Origin of the sequence: Dactylosporangium salmoneum (assembly GCF_039532525.1) — a bacterium.
Lineage (GTDB): Bacteria > Actinomycetota > Actinomycetes > Mycobacteriales > Micromonosporaceae > Dactylosporangium > Dactylosporangium salmoneum.
The window spans coordinates 1-17,319 of the sequence record NZ_BAAARV010000008.1 but is presented as its reverse complement, the minus strand read 5'-3'; the positions used below and the strand labels follow the sequence as shown (position 1 = coordinate 17,319).

At 68.8% G+C, this 17,319-nt stretch carries 16 protein-coding genes and 4 pseudogenes; 13 read left to right on the top strand and 7 right to left on the bottom strand.

Annotated elements, in window-relative coordinates; translation table 11 throughout:
- Nucleotides 1-306 precede the first annotated feature (306 nt).
- The 5 genes from ABD352_RS06110 to ABD352_RS06090 all read left to right on the top strand — a co-directional run bounded on the left by ABD352_RS06110 (nt 307) and on the right by ABD352_RS06090 (nt 4,462).
- Entirely contained in the window at nt 307-906 is a 600-nt protein-coding gene (locus ABD352_RS06110) for a deoxynucleoside kinase (protein WP_344611218.1), read from the top strand.
- Complete coding sequence (locus ABD352_RS06105) at nt 903-1,910, top strand: zinc-dependent alcohol dehydrogenase (protein ID WP_344611217.1); 1,008 nt, start codon at nt 903-905, stop codon at nt 1,908-1,910. Before ABD352_RS06110 ends, ABD352_RS06105 begins: the two co-directional genes overlap by 4 nt.
- Nucleotides 1,900-3,021, top strand: coding sequence for a DegT/DnrJ/EryC1/StrS family aminotransferase (locus ABD352_RS06100; protein WP_344611216.1), 1,122 nt, complete (start codon nt 1,900-1,902; stop codon nt 3,019-3,021). The genes ABD352_RS06105 and ABD352_RS06100 overlap by 11 nt, the downstream gene beginning before the upstream one ends.
- Nucleotides 3,018-3,503: an NUDIX hydrolase gene (locus ABD352_RS06095; RefSeq protein ID WP_344611215.1), complete on the top strand. Its 486-nt coding sequence runs from the start codon at nt 3,018-3,020 to the stop codon at nt 3,501-3,503. The genes ABD352_RS06100 and ABD352_RS06095 overlap by 4 nt, the downstream gene beginning before the upstream one ends.
- 188 nt (nt 3,504-3,691) lie before the next feature.
- Nucleotides 3,692-4,462 (top strand): 2'-5' RNA ligase family protein, encoded by a 771-nt coding sequence (locus ABD352_RS06090; RefSeq protein ID WP_344611214.1) that lies wholly within the window; start codon nt 3,692-3,694, stop codon nt 4,460-4,462.
- Between the two features lie 203 nt (nt 4,463-4,665).
- Here ABD352_RS06090 and ABD352_RS06085 read toward each other — a convergent pair.
- The 3 genes and pseudogenes from ABD352_RS06085 to ABD352_RS06075 form a co-directional block, all read right to left on the bottom strand.
- Nucleotides 4,666-6,080: pseudogene (locus ABD352_RS06085) on the bottom strand (IS1380 family transposase).
- Between the two features lie 573 nt (nt 6,081-6,653).
- Nucleotides 6,654-7,142 carry a transposase gene (locus tag ABD352_RS06080; RefSeq protein WP_344611213.1) on the bottom strand — a complete coding sequence of 163 codons (489 nt, stop codon included), beginning with the start codon at nt 7,140-7,142 and terminating at the stop codon, nt 6,654-6,656.
- Nucleotides 7,139-7,708 (bottom strand): winged helix-turn-helix domain-containing protein, encoded by a 570-nt coding sequence (locus tag ABD352_RS06075; RefSeq protein ID WP_344611237.1) that lies wholly within the window; start codon nt 7,706-7,708, stop codon nt 7,139-7,141. The genes ABD352_RS06080 and ABD352_RS06075 overlap by 4 nt, the downstream gene beginning before the upstream one ends.
- Nucleotides 7,709-7,819: 111 nt before the next feature.
- Here ABD352_RS06075 and ABD352_RS06070 point away from each other — a divergent pair.
- Nucleotides 7,820-8,434 (top strand): annotated as a pseudogene (locus ABD352_RS06070) (IS110 family transposase); the annotation flags it as partial.
- Between the two features lie 93 nt (nt 8,435-8,527).
- Nucleotides 8,528-9,055 (top strand): transposase family protein, encoded by a 528-nt coding sequence (locus ABD352_RS06065; protein ID WP_344611212.1) that lies wholly within the window; start codon nt 8,528-8,530, stop codon nt 9,053-9,055.
- 60 nt (nt 9,056-9,115) lie between these two features.
- Here ABD352_RS06065 and ABD352_RS06060 read toward each other — a convergent pair whose 3' ends face one another.
- The 3 genes from ABD352_RS06060 to ABD352_RS06050 are packed head-to-tail and all read right to left on the bottom strand — an operon-like array spanning nt 9,116 to nt 11,978.
- Nucleotides 9,116-10,708 carry a tyrosine-type recombinase/integrase gene (locus tag ABD352_RS06060; RefSeq protein WP_344611211.1) on the bottom strand — a complete coding sequence of 531 codons (1,593 nt, stop codon included), beginning with the start codon at nt 10,706-10,708 and terminating at the stop codon, nt 9,116-9,118.
- Nucleotides 10,708-11,025 carry a helix-turn-helix domain-containing protein gene (locus ABD352_RS06055; protein ID WP_344611210.1) on the bottom strand — a complete coding sequence of 106 codons (318 nt, stop codon included), beginning with the start codon at nt 11,023-11,025 and terminating at the stop codon, nt 10,708-10,710. Before ABD352_RS06055 ends, ABD352_RS06060 begins: the two co-directional genes overlap by 1 nt.
- Nucleotides 11,022-11,978 carry a tyrosine-type recombinase/integrase gene (locus ABD352_RS06050; RefSeq protein WP_344611209.1) on the bottom strand — a complete coding sequence of 319 codons (957 nt, stop codon included), beginning with the start codon at nt 11,976-11,978 and terminating at the stop codon, nt 11,022-11,024. The genes ABD352_RS06055 and ABD352_RS06050 overlap by 4 nt, the downstream gene beginning before the upstream one ends.
- 303 nt (nt 11,979-12,281) lie before the next feature.
- Between ABD352_RS06050 and ABD352_RS06045 the strand changes: the two genes are divergently transcribed.
- The 5 genes and pseudogenes from ABD352_RS06045 to ABD352_RS57530 form a co-directional block, all read left to right on the top strand.
- Complete coding sequence (locus ABD352_RS06045; protein WP_344611208.1) at nt 12,282-13,319, top strand: transposase; 1,038 nt, start codon at nt 12,282-12,284, stop codon at nt 13,317-13,319.
- Between the two features lie 161 nt (nt 13,320-13,480).
- Nucleotides 13,481-14,992: pseudogene (istA, locus tag ABD352_RS06040) on the top strand (IS21 family transposase); the annotation flags it as partial.
- Between the two features lie 193 nt (nt 14,993-15,185).
- Nucleotides 15,186-15,947 carry an IS21-like element helper ATPase IstB gene (gene istB, locus ABD352_RS06035; RefSeq protein ID WP_344611206.1) on the top strand — a complete coding sequence of 254 codons (762 nt, stop codon included), beginning with the start codon at nt 15,186-15,188 and terminating at the stop codon, nt 15,945-15,947.
- Entirely contained in the window at nt 15,944-16,144 is a 201-nt protein-coding gene (locus ABD352_RS06030) for a hypothetical protein (protein ID WP_344611205.1), read from the top strand. The genes istB and ABD352_RS06030 overlap by 4 nt, the downstream gene beginning before the upstream one ends.
- Before the next feature lie 333 nt (nt 16,145-16,477).
- Nucleotides 16,478-16,861, top strand: a pseudogene (locus ABD352_RS57530) (IS110 family transposase); the annotation flags it as partial.
- On the opposite strand, the gene ABD352_RS57525 reads toward ABD352_RS57530, so the two are convergent.
- On the bottom strand, nt 16,754-17,182 hold the full coding sequence (locus tag ABD352_RS57525) for an integrase core domain-containing protein (protein WP_425553479.1): 429 nt from the start codon (nt 17,180-17,182) through the stop codon (nt 16,754-16,756). The pseudogene ABD352_RS57530 and the gene ABD352_RS57525 overlap by 108 nt on opposite strands.
- On the opposite strand from ABD352_RS57525, the gene ABD352_RS57520 reads away from it, so the two are divergent.
- Nucleotides 17,099-17,293, top strand: coding sequence for a hypothetical protein (locus ABD352_RS57520; RefSeq protein WP_425553477.1), 195 nt, complete (start codon nt 17,099-17,101; stop codon nt 17,291-17,293). The genes ABD352_RS57525 and ABD352_RS57520 overlap by 84 nt on opposite strands.
- Nucleotides 17,294-17,319: the final 26 nt, after the last annotated feature.

Below are 17,319 nucleotides of genomic sequence, written 5' to 3'. Positions count from 1 at the left end.
GACCCGGCCGGTGACCTCCTTCGAACCGGTGAACCGGTCGACGCACCACTCGCCCAACTCGCCGCGGTACAGATGCGAAATCAGCGACACCCGCCAACCTTATCGACGCCGGGTGATCCGGGTAACAGCCGCCGGATCTCGGCGCTTGGCGCCCACGCCCCAGCGCTTTCGATGCTCGTGCATGTTGACCATGCGCGAATGGTCATGGCGGCAGCGGCGTCTCGGGGACATGATTCCGTCCCATCGAGGTCCATTGACTGACTCCGCTGACCGGAGGATGCCGTGCTCGCTGAGGGATTTGTGGCGGTGGAAGGCCCGACCGGGGTGGGCAAGACCGCCCTCGCTGAGCGGCTGGCCGCCGCGCTCGACGCCACAGCGGTCCTAGACCCCTACGAGTCGAATCAGCTGCTGCCCCAGCTCGCCGCGGGCGGGCCCGACCCGGTGCTGGCGCTGCAGGTGGAGATGACGTTCGTCGCGTTGCGCGTCGCGCAGCTGCGTCAGATCGCCGCGCTGCTGGACGCCGGGCGGTTCGTGGTCGCCGACTGGGCATTGCTGAAGCAGGCGATCTTCGCCGCAACGGTCCTCGACCCGACCGACACCGCCCGGGTCGCGGCGACCGTCGAGGTGTGGGCCGGCAGCGTCCCGACGCCGGATCTGCTGGTCGGCATGTCCGCGCCGGCCGGCACGCTGCAGGCCCGGATCCGTGCCCGCGGCCGGGTGTTCGAGGCTGGCCTGACCCACGACTACCTCACCGATTTGTCGGCCGCCTTCGACGCGGCGTTCGCCGCCTGGCCCGGGCGGCTGCTGCCGGTCGCGGCCGGCACCTTCAACACCTTCGACGACCGCAGCGTCCATGACCTTGCCCACGAGATCCGTGGCGCCTTGACCCTCGTGGAGACCCGATGACCCGTCCCACCCTCGCCCCGGCCGCCGGGGCAACAACCCTGCACTGCCGACGCCTGTTCATCACCGGCCCCGGCACTATCGAACTGCTCGACGAGGAGCTGCCGCCATTGGGTGAGCAGGAGGTGTACGCAACCGCGGTGCTGTCCGGCATCAGCCACGGCACCGAGCTCGCCTGGCTGCGTGGTACCGCCGCGGCCCTGCACCGCACCTGGGATCCCCAACGTCGCCTGTACCTGGACGGGCCGGGCCGGGCGTATCCGGTGGCGCCGGGCTACGAGTCGATGGCCCGCGTCGCCGCCGTCGGCCCGGCCGTCTCCGGGGTGCGGGTCGGTGACCTGATCGCGGTCGACGGCCCACACGCCAGCGGCCACGTCCTCAGCGAGCGTGCGGCCACCGCCGGGCGCCTGCCCGATGGTGTGACGCCGGAGCAGGCGGTGGTGATGGGCCTTGGCACGGTCGGCCTGCTCGCCGCGCAGCAGGCCAGGCTCGCCGGCGCCACGGTGATCGGCGTCGACCGGTATCCACTGCGCGTACAGGCCGCCGAAACGCTCGGGATCGCTGCGCTGCTCGCCGACGGTGCTGACATCGCCGCGCAGGTCCGCAACCACGTCGGACCCGACGGCGCCGACGCCGCCATCGAGGCATCCGGCTCCCTGAACGGGCTGCACGAAGCGATCCGCTGCCTGCGCGTGGGCGGCCGGGTGGCGACCGTCGCCTCATACCACGGCGACCAGACCGGGCTGCGGCTCGGCGAGGAATACCACCGCAACCGCATCACCATCTACTCCTCGATGACCGTCAACAACTGCCCGGCCCGCACCCACCCGCTGTGGAACCGGGACCGGTTGGACGCCACCGCCCGCGCCCAGATCACCGACGGGCGCGTCCGCACCGACGGGCTGATCACCCACCGCATCCCGTTCACCGACGCCCCCGACGCCTACCAACTACTCCTCAACCGACCCCAGGACACCATCAAGGTGGTGCTCACCTATGACCACTGACCTGCGCTACGACGCCGCCCACCCGGTCGACGACCGGTACACCCCGCCCCCAGACAGAGAACTCGACGCGTTCGCCGCCGTGCTCGGCGACGGACGGCTTTCCGGCGGCGCGCCGATCCTGGCCGAGTACGAGCAGGCCCTGGCCACCTGGTTCCGGGTCACGCGAGCGATCGCGGTCAGCTCCGGCAGCGCCGCCCTGCACGCCGCCCTCGTCGCCGTCGGCGTCGGCCCCGACGACGAGGTCCTCGTGCCGGCCACCGCGCCGATCGCCACCGCCATGCCGATCCTCACCTGCCACGCCACCCCGGTCATCGTCGACACCGTCCCCGGCTCGCTCGCCCTCGATCCCCAGGACATCGCGCGGAAGCTCACCAGCCGCACCCGGGCCGCACTCACCCTGCCGATGTGGGGCTACCCCGCCGACGACACCGCCGCCGCGATCCTCGCCGCCGCAGGCGTGCCGATCATCGAGGACGCCTGCCAGGCCCACGGCACCCGCGTCCGCGGCCGCTACGCCGGCACCCAGCACCGCATCGGCTGCTTCTCCACCCACGACCGCAAACTCCTGCCCACCGGCGAAGGCGGCTTCATCCTCACCAACGACGAAGAACTCGCCGACCGCATCGACTACTACACCCACCTCGACCACCTCCGCGGCGACGCCCACGGCGTCAACTACAAACTCGCCGCACCCCTGGCAATGATCGGTCACCGGCGCCTCGGCCAGCTCAATGACCAGCTGACCGCCCGGCGCCGCAACGCCGCGCGGCTGCTGTCGGTCCTCCCGCCGGACGGCCGCCTGCGCGAGCTCGGCTACGGCAGCGACGACGCACCGAACTACTACGCCCTCGTCCTCACCTCCGCCCCGCAACACGCCACCGGCATCGCCGAGGCCCTCACCGCAGCGGGCCTGCCACTCGACTCCGTCCGGTTCGGCTACGGCCCGCTCTACCGCCGACCACTATTCGCCACCTACGCCACGCCGTGCCCGAACGCCCAACAGCTCACCACCACGACATTCCACCTTCCGGTACACCCGGCCATGACCGACCAGACACTAGGGTGGGTTGCTGACCGCATCCGGAACCTCGCCGAAGGGCAGCGTTCATGACCGACACCGGCACGACCACCACGAGCGGAATCCGGCACAACACCGCGTCCGCCGTCGTCTTCGACGACCAGGATCGCGTCCTGCTCGTGCACCACAACAAGGTCGGTCTCTGGCTCTACCCCGGCGGCCACATCGATCCCAACGAGGACCCCGCCGAAGCCGCCGTCCGCGAGGTCCTCGAAGAGACCGGCGTCAAGGCCGTCGTGCTCGGTACGCCGGCGTTCCGGCACGCTGCCGTCGTTTCGCACGCTGCACCGTGGGCGATCATCGAGATGCCCGTCCGTGACCGCAAGGTCGGCGAGCACCACCACATCGACTTCGTCTACGTCTGCCGGGCCGTCAGCGGCGAACTCACCGCCCAGCTCGAAGAGGTCAGCGGCGCCCGCTGGGTCCCCCTCACCGAGCTCGCCGACCTGCCCGCCCCCGCGGAGCTCCCCGACCTCGTCACCGCTGCGGCAGCATGGGCGGACACCCAGCGCTGAGCCGGTCAGGGCCGCCCAGCCGACGCGCGAGCCTCGAACGGATCACGATCCGCGTTGCCGAGGGGCCGCCCGATCGTCGCAGTCCAGCAGCGAGCACTGGACTTCATCCGGTGGTCCGCGCGGCAATGGGGCGACACCACCCACCTCCGGACCGTCCGCGAGGCCGTGACACATGGGCTGCCAGCGTCATGAATGACACCGATCCCGCGCGATCCGCGGCAGCGGCAGAACTTGATCGGTTCCGCGGCATCCGGCAACTACACAACCACTGGGCACGCAAGGCAACCAAGCCTTCGTACTACTGGTACCTGACCTTCGAAGATCGCACCCAACTGCACGCCCTGGCCGAGCGCTGCCGCGACGCCATCCGCCTGGCCTACTACGACTTCATACCAACCACCGGCCTGCACATGACACTCGACCGGATCGCCGTCGACGGCGACGTCACGTCCGAGGTGTTGCAGGCCGTGGCATCCGCTGCAGCGCACGCATGCAGCGACATACCCGCCTTCGAAATCAACATCGGTGGAATCGGCGGCACGCCAGGAGCAATAGGATTCAGCACCTACCCCAGCGAGCCTCTCCAGCACCTCCGCGACACCCTTCGCGGAGCGACGCTGTCGACCTACCCTGATGCGCCGGTCAGAGCGCAAGATTTCCATCCGCATGTCGCGATTGCGTACTGCAACGCCAACGTGGATGCCGCAGCGGCTGTCGCCGCAGTCGAACGCCTGAGCCGCCTCAGCGCCGTGACCGTCCTGATCAGCCACGTGGCGCTTGTCTTGCTCGAGCAGCAGCCCCGCGCCTACACATGGCAGGAGATCGAACGTATCCAGCTACGCTACTGTAGCGGCGCCGTGGGACAGCCGCTGCCGCGTCTGGACGACGCATACCACATATTCCGCGCCGCACATACGCATAGATACACTCACCGCATCATGCACATGGACATGGAGTGAGGGGTCATCCATGCCGCCGGTAGGCCACCGTCGGTGCGCGCGGTGCCGAGCTTCACTAGCCTCGGTCTTTCGCTAGTTGTTGATCAAGGTTGTTCTGCGGCGAATTGATCTTTCTCGAGGTTGCCTGTCGGCACGGGGCATGGTGACGGTCCGGCCCTCGGCCGGGTTGCTCCCTGTGGCTTGTCGGGTCGTGGGTGCCGGGTTCAGGTGATCGGCTGGGGCAGTGCGGCGAGGCGGGCGAACGCGGTGGCGAGGTCGGTTGCCCAGGGCCAGGTTTCGGCGATGCGGAGGCGGGTTCGTCGGGCAGTGCGGGTGATCCGGGCGGCGACGTGCAGGAGCCGGTAGCGCAGCTTCTTGGGCTCGGCGGCGGCGAGTTCCCCGCCCAGGAGCAGCATCTGGGTCCAGGCGAGCAGGTCGATGCCGGTCAGCGCGAGTTGCAGCCAGGCCTCGTTGATCGCGAAGGCGCGGGACGGGAACCGGCCGAGGCCAGTGTCTTTGCCGGTTCTGATCCGGTCTTCGACGCGGGCGTGGGCGCGGTGGCGGGCTTCGAGGTACTGGATCGGGCCGGTGGTGGGGTCGCCGGGTGGGGTGTCGGTGGCCATGACCTGGTGGCGCATGCCCTCGATGGTGTCGAACAGGCTGAGTTGGGCGCCGGGGTGCGGCCGTTCGCGGCGCACGATGAACCTGGTCCCGGCCGGGTAGCCGTCGTCCGGGACGAGGCCGGTCAGCTCGCAGACCTGCGCACCATCGCGGGGTTCGCCGCCGGCGTCGACGGCAGGCATCCACTGGCTTTGCTGTTTGGCGGTCAGGATCGCCTGGCGGATCGGTTCGGTGATCGCCACGCCGACCGAGAAACGGGTGTCCAGGCCGAGATTGCGCAGCCCGCGGATGTGGGCGAGGAGGCCGTGGGTGCAGCCGGCGGAGTCCGACCGGATCAGGATCGGGGTGCCGTGCCGGTGGACGTCGGGGATCTGAGCGAGAGCGTCGTCCAGGACGGTGACGTGGTCGGCGGTGGTGTTCGACCCGGCCCGGCCTTCCCGCAGCATCCCCGCGAGGGCTTCGCGGGTGTTGTCCAGGAAGCACAGCAACGGGTGATACCCGAAGGTGGACTTCCACGTCGGGGTCGCGGACTCCTTGTCGGAGTGGCAGGGCACGATAGTGGCATCCATATCGAGGACCAGCCCCGGCACCGTCGAGCCGGCCGCCGTTGTCTGCGGCAGACCGCCGTGGGTCTCGATCCGTTGCGCCCACGCGACTTCCCGCGCCTGGGCGCGGGCCATGGCCAGTCCGCCGAGGACTCGACTGTCCAGTTTGGACAGCAGTCGCCATGCGGTTGGTCGGAGGCGACCGGCCCGAACACCTGGGCCTGGTCCCGCAGCACCGCCAGATCGGCGATGGCCTCACCGCCGTCAGCGAGCATCACCGCCAGATCCGCCGCGACCCGGCCCGGATCGTGCCCACCCCGGCGTTGCCGCAACACCCCGAGGACCTCACCGAACCGGGCGGTCAGCCCGGTCACCTCGGCCACATCAGCCAGGAGCCGGGCGCCGGCATGACCGACCACACCCCGCCCGTCAGCACTCACAACAATCTTCGGACGCGTTCCAGTAACCTGCACTCAGCGGGTGCCTTCCGTGAAGGGTTGATCAAGCCTTCGACAAGCCAGATCCTCCCAGATAGAAGGCACCCTCCCTATCTTTCGATCATGAACCCCTGGGCTTGACCCGATTCGACGGACAGGGTCGATGTGTTGATCCTCAAGCTACCCTGAGGGTGGTTAACGGCCGGACGCTGGTGCTGTTCTCGTAGACGGCGGGGCTGAGGTAGCCGAGGCTGGAGTGCCGGCGGCGAGTGTTGTACCAGCCCTAATGGCAACAGAGGACGCCCGTACCAGCCGTTGGCCGTCGAGCCTGGAAATCGAGATCGGCGCCTCGTTGAGAAGCTGTGACCGCTGCTGACCCCTGACAGAACGTTGAGGGCTTGACCCTGGGTATCTCGTGGGGCGTGCAGCGGTCGCGGTGACCGACGGGCATGATCTCGGCGTGGTTCGCCGGCGGGCTGAGCCTTCGTTGGTCGCAGGCCTGGAGCCTTGCGCGAGTGCGGGCGCCGCCGGTGGCGAGGCGAACGGCTCGTGAGATGTCGTGCGGCAAGCACTGTCCATTATAGATCTTTCGGGATTTGAGTGATGGCATCAGAGGCGCAGGCCGGTATGGGCCAGGAAGTTGAAGCACAGGTCGTAGCTGCTGCCGATGCGGTGCAGGCCGGTGTGTGCGGCGGTGTCGGCTTCGTCGATGTGTTCGGGGCAGAGGTTGGCCAGTTCGGTGGCTTTGAGGTTGCCCCAGACCAGTTCGATCGGGTTGAGGTCGTGGGCGTAGCCGGGCAGCTGTTCCACTACCAGCCAGTGTCGTTGGGTGGCCAGCCACTGCTTCATGTCCTTGGAGCGGTGTGCCGACAGCCCGTCCCAGATCAGGGTGACCGGTCCGCGCAGGTGCCTGCGCAGTTCGGTGAGGAACGTGATGAGGGTTTCGGTGTTGTAGCTGCCCGGCTTCGTTTGGAACACCAGCTTGGCCCGGCTGCGGTCGGGCCGGTAGGCCAGGACACCGGCCATGGACATGCGGGTCCAGGAGAACCGATGCTGCAGCACCGGGGTCTGCCCACGCGGTGCCCACGTGCTCCTCACTGCGGGCAGGAGCGAGAATCCGCTCTCGTCGGCGAAACAGATCCAGGCACCGCGTCGTCGAGCCCCCTTTTGATCCGAGGCCAGTCCCGCTTGGCCCAGGCCTCGATCGCCGCGTCATCACGTTCCGCCGCTCGCCGGGCGGGCCGCTGCCGGCTCCAACCGAGGCGCTGGCGCAGGATCAGCCAGGTCTGCGACAGCGTGTACCGCACTCCGGTCATCCGCTCGATCACCTCGGCGACCCGAGCGAGGGTCCACATGTCGGTGCCGAACCCGTTGGCCTTCGGCCCGGCCACCAGTGCCGCCTCCACCCCAGCCAGCTGCTCGTCGGACAGCCGCGGGGTCCGGCCCAGCCGTTCAGCGCCGACGAGAGCGTCGCGGCCGCCGCTCTGCCAGGCCCGATGCCACCGCGACGTGGTCTGCGCCGACACCCCCAACTCCGCGACCACATCCACCTGCCGCAACCCGGCTTCGAACAACTCGACCGCCCGCATCCGCCGATCCCGCAACGCATCCACGTCACGACCAGGATCACGACGCGGGCTTGTCGACCGTGCACCTGTAGGCATGACCGTGATTGTCTTGCCTGCCAATGGCATCAGCCCGCAGCGACTCACCGGAATATCAAAAGATCTTTAGGGCGCCGCGCCTCGCTGTGGTCGAGACAGAGAGGAGCTGCGGTGGCGGCGGTGGCGTGCGGGATCGACTGGGCGCAGGATCACCACGATGTGGCCTTGGTCGACGAGAACGGCGTGGTCCTGGTGTCGGTCAGGATCGATGATGACGCGGCGGGGCTGAGCCGGGTCCTGGCACTGCTCGCCGAGCATGATCCGGCTGGGGCCAAGCTGCCGGTAGCGATCGAGACGAGCCAGGGATTGCTGGTCGCGGGCCTGCGAGCGGCTGGCAGGCAGGTCTTCGCGATCAATCCTCTGGCGGTGTCACGGTACCGGGATCGCTATCGGTCCTCCCGAGGCAAGTCCGACGCGTTCGACGCCATGGTGCTGGCGAACATCCTGCGCACCGATGCCGGGGCCCACCGGTCGTTGCCGCAGGACAGTGAGTTGGTGCAGTCGCTGCGGGTGTTGACGCGAGCGCAGCAGGACGCGGCCTGGGACCAGGTCACGATCACCAACCGGATCCGGGCGGTGCTGCGGATGTTCTTCCCGGCGGCCCTGTCCGCGTTCGAGCGCGGTGGCCGCCACCGGCTCGACTCGCCTGCCGCACGGACCATCCTGACGGCCGCGCCCACGCCCGCAGCCGCGGCCGCGTTGTGTCAACGGCGGATTAGAACTGGTTCTGGCCCCCTTTAGTTGATCGACGGGTGCCGCTGCACCGGTGCACGTGTCCACTGTGTACGGTCCTGCCGGTGCGTTGACGGATCGCTCATCGTGTTGTTGCCGCATCTCGCAAAGCTGGCGGTGGAGCGAGTCGAGGCTGTGGGCTCCAGGGTCCGGGTCTGGGGTACGTCGGCGCAGGCGTCGGCCCGCTGTCCGGGCTGTGGTCACCTGACGCGGCGGGTGCACCGCCGGTACGGGCGGCGGGTCGACGACGTGGTGGTCGGTGGGCGGCAGGTCGAGTTGCTGCTGCGGATGCGGATCTTCGTCTGCCAGCAGGCTGAGTGTGAGGTGACGAGGTTCGCTGAGCAGGTCGATGGGCTGACCCACCGCTACGGCCGGCGGACGTTGCCGGCCCGGCACGTTCTGCAGACGCTCGGGCTGGCCCTCGCGGGGCGGCCGGCCGCCCGGCTCGCCAGCAGTCTTGGGTTCCAGGCCGGACGCAACACGCTGCTGCGGCTGGTCCGCGCAGTCCCGGAGCGGCAGACCGGCGCGGTGACGGTCCTCGGCGTCGACGACTTCGCACTGCGGCGTGGGCACCGCTACGGCACGATCCCTCCGCCGCGAGTTCAGTCAAACTGACGGTTCTTCAGCGGGAACTCGGGGGCGTTCGGTGCGTGGTGATGGCGCCGGGCCGTGGGTTCATGGTGAACCAGGGTTGTGTTGCTCGGCTGCGGTGTCGAGGATTTGGCGTGCGGCCTGGGCGTAGCGGACCGCGGTGTTCTCGTGGATGCCGAATACGGCGGTCAGGTGTAGTGGGTCGGGGCCGTGGATGAGGGCTTCCTCGAGTTGCCGATCGGCGTGGAGTCGTTCGAGGGTGGCGGTCAGTCCCCAGAAGGCGCGGGTGACCCAGACTCTGCTGACTGGCCCGGCCTCCAGCGCGGTGAGCCGGTTGATGAGCAGGTGCGGGTTGGCGGTGTGCGGCCATCGGGTTCGGCGTTCGTCGAGCCATTCGAGGATCACGTGGTGGGTGAGGTCGTCGAGCGGGCGGATGCGGCCGGCGATGCCGAGCCGCCGGTTGCCGAGGTCGATGTCGTCGAGGCGCAGGGTGAGGATGTCTTTGGATCGGGCGGCGTGCACGGTGGCCAGAACGACCGCGACGCGGTGGGCTGGTGTCGTTGCGGCGTTGATCGCCTCGCGGATGTCGTCGGCTTGGAGTGGCAGGATCGCGGTGGGCTCGACGCGGCTGGGCCGGATCCGGGTGGTGGGATCGCGGAAGATCGTGCCGGTCTTCTTGCAGTGCCGAAACAGCGATCGCAGAACGCTGAGCGTGATGTGACGTCGGCTGCCGTGCAGCGTGTCGGTGGCGTCCAGGATGTGCTGGCGGGTTACCTCGCGCAGGTGCCCGTGCCGGTCCGACCAGCCGAGCAGCAGCGGTCTGATGTGGTTGAGGTAGCTCCAGGCGGTTTCGGGGTTGCGGGCGCGGGTGCGTGGTCCGCCGTCGCGCAGGGCGCGTAGCCACGCCTCGACATCGCCGCGGATGCCGGGGGTGAGGGCGTCGAGTTTGCGGTCCAGCCAGGTGTCGAAGGCTGGCGACTTGTCGTCGTGGAACAGATCCACGAGGTCGAGGACATCGATGGTGCGTTCGATCGTCAAACCGTGGTGGCGCAAGGCGGGTGCCAGTTCGGTGAACCGGATCTTGTCGTCGCCGGTGTGGCTGGACAGCAGGATGACCAACGCCCGGTCGACGTCCTTCGCGACCCAGCGGCTCCAGCCTCGCGATGCCGCGAGGGTGCGTGCGGACTGGCGGGCACGCAGCAGTGTGGGGTTGCTCAGGTCGGCGTGGCGTCGACGGTCGAATCGGGAGAAGTCGCGGCCGCTGTCGAAGGGCAGGCGAAGTTGCACCCAGCCGGTCGCCGGCTGGCACGGTGCAGTAGTTGCGGGTGGTGCCGCCGCGGCTCGGTGTCCTCGCTTGCCGAGACGCTGCCGCCCGGGCAGACGGTAGAAGTCGCGGTGCATCCGGGCGAAGAACAGCTGCTGATGCCGCAGGCCATGCAGGAACGGCTCCGAGACGTGGGTGTGTCCGGCGGTCTTGGCGTCGTGCAGGGCTTGCAGCCAGCACAGCCGGCAGTAGCCCTTGTTGACCGGGACGACCCGTTGGCATGCGCTGCACTCGCCTCGCTCATGCAGTCCGCGGAAGGTGTAGCAGGCTCGACAACACGATCCGGGCAGGACACCCCAGGCGAGGCATTCGGCGCAGCTGGCGGCTGACTTGTTCGGCGAGACCCCGCCCATCACGCCGGCGGCAGCGAGCGGCCGTCGCGACGCCGAGGTATCACACCGGCCCCGGCCACGGCGGCGACCGGGGCAGCGCCGACGTCGGGCTGGCGGACCTTGTCGGGCTCCGGGATGAGCACATCGGCGACACCGCAGCCGAGCACAGCGCAGATGACGTCCAGATCCTCGAGCTTGACGCTGGCCGGGTTGCCGGACCACAGCCCGGACATCTTGCCGGCGGAGATGACCAGGCCGCGTCCGGCGAGCATCTGTTGCAACTGGCTGGCCTTCCACACGCCACGTTGGGCCGCGGCCAGCCGCAGGTTCCACTTCACGGCAGGATTCCCTTCAACCGGTCGGCGGCGCGTTGCTGCCCGGCGATCCACGCGTCCTCGACATGAGTTCGGTGGACGTGGATGTAATGCATGGTCGTGGCGATCCAGGAATGGCCGAGGACCTCCTGGATCGAGACCAGATCCAGGCCACCGTGATAGAGCTGGGAGGCGCAGAAGTGTCGCAGCACGTGCGGAGTGAGCGCATCCGCCCAGCCGGGAAGGTGCCGGGCCGCGGCGTCGGCGAGCCCGACCCGCAGGGCGTCGTCGCCGACCCGGGCGCAGCTGCCGTCGGCGTTGCGGCGTTCGGACGGGAACAGCGGTGCGCCCGGCCGGGCATGGTTGTGGTCGAAGTGGCCCCACACGTCCTCGATGAACCAGCGCAACGTCCGTCCCGCCCCGTTGACCAGCGGCACGATCCGCTCCCGCGGCCCGGAACCCCGTTTGCCTTTGCCATAGCGGACGTGGACCTTGCCGAACCGGCCCAGATCCCACTTGATGTCATGCAGATCCAGCTGACGGGCCTCGTTCACCCGCAGCCCGATCTCGGCCATCAACCGGGCTGCCGCATAGTTGCGGGCGGTCGGGGCGAACTTCCGGCACGTCGCGAGCTCATCCCGCCAGCCGCCGAACAGTTGCGCGATTTCCATGTCTGACGGTGGAATCCGCAGCTTGCCCTCGGCTCCACCGCGGGGACGGTTCATCTCATCGATCGGGCACTCGACCACCCGACCGGTCATCTGATGGATCTCGACCTTGTGCCGCAACTCCAGGAACATGAAGTACGTCTTGAGCGTCTGTGCCCGGGCCAGCCGGGTGCCCTTGGCCGCGTCGCGGATGACCCGACCGAAGTACGCATCGGCGTCGGCCGGCTGCATCTCCCACAACGGCCGCCCGAACCAGGTGCGGAACTGTTCCAGATGGCCGACATCGTTGCGGATCGTCGAGTCTGACAAGCCCGCGGAGGCCGCGCCAACACGAACCCGGCGAGCACATCGGTCTCGAAGTCTGCAATCTGCTCGGCCGTCGCCGGTCGCCGCGCATCACGCAGATCCCGGACCACCGCCAGACCCAACCCGAGCCCCCTCGCCTTCACCGTGACCGCACACCGATCACCGCAGACGACAACGACTCAAGATTCCTGAAGTAACGTCAACTCAACGCCACCGAACTACCAATGAGGCAAACGGCCAGGTCAGCACCCTCGCAACGGATCCCAGCGCAAACGGACACCGCAGGGAACTCCCGGGTTGTTTCTTATGATCGACCTGGACACCCGTATCCCGGTCGACGTGCTGCCAGACCGGGAGACGGACACGCTCACCGCCTGGCTGCAGGCGAATCCAGGCGCGCAGGTGATCTGCCGCGACCGGGCCGGCGCCTACGCCGAAGCGGCCCGCCGCGGCGCTCCGGACGCCATCCAGGTCGCGGACCGGTGGCATCTGTGGCACAACCTCGCCCAACACGTCGAGAAGGCCGTCGCCCGCCACCAGCGCTGCCTCAACCCACCACCGCAGCCGGCAACACCGCAGCCGACGCCCGTCGCGGACGCCGTGGCGGCCCACGCTGCAGCCGCCACGCGAGACAGCCGCCTGGTTCAACGCACCCGCGACCGATATGAGCAGGTCCAGCGGCTCCTGAACGAAGGCCGCAGCATCAAAGCCATCGTCCGCGACCTCGGCCTCGCCCGCGAAACCGTCCGCCGCTACGCCCGGGCCACCGACATCGAAGACCTCACCGCGACCGCTCGCACCGGCGCCCGGGCCAGCATCCTGGACCCCTACCTCGAGCACATCCACCAACGATGGGCAGCCGGCGGCACCGACGCCAAAGCCCTCTTCCACGAGCTCCGCGGCATGGGCTACCCGGGCAGCTACAGCGTGCTGCGTGACTACGTCCGAGCGCTGCGATCCCTCACCGCAGCCCCGCCTACGGCACCGCGGCCGCCCAAGGTCCGCCACGTGGTCACCTGGCTGCTGAGCCACCCGCAACGCATGGAACCCGACGACCAGGCCGGACTTGCCGCCGTCCGCGGCCGCTGTCCTCATCTGGACCGCCTCGCCGCGCACGTCACCGCGTTCGCCGTGATCCTCACCCAGCGCCGCGGCCACGAACTCGACACCTGGATCAACGCCGTCACCGACGACGACCAACCCGACCTGCACTCGTTCGCCGCCGGCCTGCAACGCGACTACGACGCCGTCCGCAATGGCCTCACCATGCCCCACAACTCCGGCGCCGTCGAAGGTGTCGGCGCTCACGTAATTCCCCCATTGGGCCGTGATCCGCTCACGTAATTCCCCTGGTCTGCGCTCGTCGTGGACTGGCAGGCCGCTCGTGGTGTTCGTGGTGGGGATGGCGAGCGTTCGGCTGTAGTTGTCAAGATCCTTTCCTCGCGTGTTGATGATCTTCCGCCAGCGGGCCCTTTGGGGAGCGGATGGCGAGGAGGACGTTCCACGTGGTCGACATCACCGAGATCCTGGCGCACTGGTATGCGGGCCGGTCGCAGTACGACGTGGCCGGTTCGCTGGGAGTGGACCGCAAGACGATCCGGCGGTATGTCGAAGCGGCGATCGCGGCGGGGTTCGTGCCGGGTGGGACACCGCCGATGAGTCAGTCGGACTGGACTCCGCTGGTGAAGGAGTGGTTCCCGCAGCTGACCGATACCCGGCTGCGGCAGCTGACCTGGCCGGAGTTCGACAAGCACCGCGACTACGTCGTGGAGATGCTGCGGGCCGGGGTGACCAAGACGACGATCCATCAGCGGCTGCGCGACGAGCGGGGAGTGACCGGGTCGGTGGCGTCGTTCAAGCGGTATGTCGCGGCGAACCTGGCCGAGGACGCGGCCCGGGAGCGGGTGACGGTGCTGCGCGCCGATCCGGAGCCGGGCCTCGAAGGGCAGATTGACTACGGCCTGCTGGGGTCGTGGACGGACCCGCGGACCGGCCGGTCGCAGCGGATCTGGGCGTTCGTGCTGGTGCTGTCGCACTCGAGGCACATGTTCGTGCGGCCGGTGGTCAGCATGGATCAGGCGTCGTGGACGGCCAGTCACGTCGAGGCGTTCGCGTTCTTCGGCGGCTGTCCGGCCCGGCTGATCCCGGACAACCTGAAGACCGGGGTGGACAAGCCCGATCTCTACGACCCGCAGCTGAACCGGGCCTATGCCGAGCTCGCAGCGCACTACGGCGTCCTGATCGACCCGGCGCGGGCCCGCAAACCCAAGGACAAGCCGCGGGTCGAGCGGCAGATGCCCTACATCCGTGACTCGTGGTGGAAGGGCCGGGAGTTCACCTCACTGGTCGAGATGCAGGCCTCGGCGTTGCACTGGTGCCGCGAGGTCGCCGGGCAACGACGGCACCGCGGCCTGGACGGGCGCACCCCAGCCGACGTGTTCGACCAGGTCGAGGCCGGAACGCTGACCCCGTTACCGGCCGCGGCGTTCACCCTCGCGGAGTGGTCCCGGGCCAAGGTCGCCCCGGACGTCCACATCAAGTGCGGCAAAGCCCTGTATTCGGTGCCGTGGCGGCTGATCGGGCAGCTCGTCGACATCCGCGCCACTCCGACGATGGTGCAGGTCTTCCACCACGGCGAACTGGTCAAGACCCACGTCCGCAAGGATCGGGGCCGGGCCACCGACGTCTCGGACTACCCGCCGGAGAAGATCGCGTTCCACACGAGGACCCCGCAGTGGTGCCGGCAACGGGCTGAGCAGACCGGCCCCGCGACCGCCGCGGTCGTCGCTGAACTCCTCGACGGCCCGGCGCTGCACCGGCTGCGATCGGCGCAGGCGATCCTCGCCCTGGCCGGCAAGTACTCCGACGCCCGCCTCGAAGCCGCCTGCCGCAAGGCCACCACGGCCGGTGACCCGTCCTACCGCACCATCCGCAACATCCTGGCCGCCGGCCTCGAGGACGTCGAACACGACCGGCCCACCGGCGACGGCGGCGCGCCCGCGTTCCTGCACGGCCCTGCCGGCCTGTTCGCCGACGTCATCCCGTTCCCCTCACCCGCCGAGACGACCGCCGAGACGACGAGCGCGGCGGCAGCCGACCGTCGTCCCGACGCCGGCGACGACGAACCGCACGACGCCGCGTCATGACCCGCTGCTTGCTCACGCCCACCGCATCCACCCAGACCGGATCGACGAAGGACAAGGCGAACCGATGACGATCCTGCGCCCCGCCCTCGCAGACAGCCTCCGCGCCCTGAAACTGTCCGGGATGCTCGAGACCCTCGACGCCCGCCTCGCCCAGGCCCAAGGCGGCGACCTCGGCTATCTGGAGTTCCTGCAGATCCTCTGCGACGACGAGATCACCCGACGCGAACAGACCGCCATGGGCCGCCGGCTGCGCCGCGCCCACTTCGACACCGAAACCACCCTCGAAGGCTTCGACTTCACCGCGAACGCGAAACTCCCCGCCGCGCAGATCCGCGACCTCGCCGCGCTGCGCTGGCTGCAAGCCGGAGAATCGATCATCCTCTACGGCGCTGTCGGCGTCGGCAAAACCCACGTCGCCCAAGCCATGGGACACCTCGCCATCCGCGCCGGCGCCGAGGTCCGCTTCCACAAAACCAGCCGCATCCTCGCCGACCTCGCCGGCGGCCACGCCGACCGCACCTTCGACAAACGCCTCGCCGCACACGTCAAAGCCGACCTACTCATCCTCGACGACTTCGCCATGCGCGAGTTCACCCCCGGCCAAGCCGACGACCTCTACGAGCTCATCTCCCAACGCATCGCTGAAGGCCGCTCACTCGCGATCACCGCGAACAGAGCACCGCAGGACTGGTATCCGCTGTTCCCCAACCCCGTCGTCGCCGAATCACTGCTCGACCGACTCATCAACACCAGCCACCAGGTCTTCATGAACGGACCCTCATACCGGCCGAACAAGCGACCCAAAGCGCAAGCAGCGACCAAATGACCGACCCGGAACCGCACCCCGACATCCCCACCCGAGCCGAACGCCAGGCCAGCAACGCAGCCCTGCACACCGACCACGTCGAAACCGGCTTCTGGGAAGATGACGGTCGCCCCGCGGCCTGGCCCGACGACATCGAGGACTGGACACCCGGCACCTACTCGCCCCGCACACGCGACCCGGGGCAACCGCCCTTCTGAGCACCCCGGCCGGGCCAGGAGCCAGTCCCATTCCATGAGCCCAGGCCAGGGGAATTACGTGAGCGTCCACAAAGGCCATGTCAACCGGATCAAGATGCTGAAACGCCAGATGTTCGGCCGCGCCAACTTCGATCTCCTCCGCAAGCGCGTGCTCCACACGACCTGACCAGCGGGGGCCAAATCCGATCAACTAAAGGGGGCCAGAACCAGTCTCAGGCCGCCGTCGACACGTTGACCGTCCCGGAGCTCGCATCGTTGCTGCGCATCGCGGGCCGGCAGCGGGGTATCGCCGCTGAGGCGGAGAAGCTGCACGCTCACCTCGCCGGTGAGCAGATGCGCCAGCCGGCCGTCGTCGAAGACGCAATGGGCTTGCAGTTGCAGGGCTTGGTGCGCCAGCTGGATGCCATCTGCCAGACGCTGGAGCAGCTGGAGCAGCGCATCGACGAGGTGTTCACCGCGCACCCGGATGCGACAATCGTGACCAGCGTGCCTGGTCTTGGCGTCCAGCTGGGTGCACGCTTGCTGGCCGAAATCGGTGACGACCGGCGCCGCTTCGCCGACGCCCGAGCGCTGCGAGCCTTCGCCGGCGCGGCCCCGGTCACCCGGGCGTCAGGCAAGAGCAGTTTCGTGCACGCCCGCCGCGCCAAGAACGACCGGATCGCCGCCACCGGCTACGTGTGGGCGCTCGCCGCGGTGCGGCACGATCCACACTGGAACGCGCGCTACCGAGCCCGCCGACAAGCCGGCGATCGACATGTCGCGGCACTGCGTCGCCTGTTCCACCTCATGCTCGGCAAGCTGCACCACTGCCTGCAGCACAACACGATCTACGACCCGGCCAGAGCCTTCACCGAGCCCGCGGCTGCGCCTGCTTGACATGCAGCGTTGGTGAGATGTCTCGATGTACTCGAATATCGCCTGCCGGGCAGCGGTGCGGGTGGGCCAGGCTTGGCGGTGGATGAGTTCGGTCTTGATCGTGGCAAAGAACGATTCGGCGACCGCGTTGTCCCAGCATTGACCGCGCCGGCCGACCGACAGGCGGACATCATGCCGCTTGGCGAGGCGGGCGTGCTGGGCGCTGGCGTATTGACCGGTTTCAACCGATCGTTACAACACCACTGTCCTGAGTGGACGATAACAGCTCGTTGAAGGCTTCGCCAGGCGTCTTCCACTCG